Here is a 452-nt window from a genome sequence, read left to right on the forward strand (position 1 = left end):
GGCATCAACTGTCTTATATTCCTCTGTAACAATCTTCATTCCTGTCAGGCAAAGAGCTCCAGCAAAATGCAATCGCAATTGTTTCCCGGATGTCTGCAAGGTCTTTTGAACGCCTTTTTTGATCCATCCACATACGGCTTGGGACTGATGTTCAGGATGCACAGCATCTATGAAATAGATCTCTTCTAAAGCCATATATTGTTCTATGAAAATTCGTTGTTTTTCAGGATCTAATTTCCCAGGAATCTTTTTAGGACGTTTATAAACAAATCCGTGCTGTATGAGCCAATCTGTCATGCCACTTCGGGAATATTTTATCCCATATTGCTCTCATGCACATAAGCTATGATCCCTTTGACTTTAAGATAGGTCTTTTCCTGTAGGTGTTTTGGTAGAGACTCTGTTTGGTCTTGTGAAAGTTTTGATTTGCTACCGCCTCGAGGGCTACTTCC

1 protein-coding gene is annotated in these 452 nt (G+C 40.7%); it reads right to left on the reverse strand.

Features of this window, described 5'->3' with window-relative positions; translation table 11 throughout:
• Positions 1 to 318: winged helix-turn-helix domain-containing protein (locus RHOW815_RS06675; protein WP_256439926.1), on the reverse strand; the 318-nt coding region annotated here is incomplete at its 3' end.
• Between the last annotated feature and the right edge of the window lie 134 nt (positions 319 to 452).

It is taken from the genome of Candidatus Rhabdochlamydia sp. W815 (assembly GCF_018642185.1).
Classification (GTDB): domain Bacteria; phylum Chlamydiota; class Chlamydiia; order Chlamydiales; family Rhabdochlamydiaceae; genus Rhabdochlamydia; species Rhabdochlamydia oedothoracis.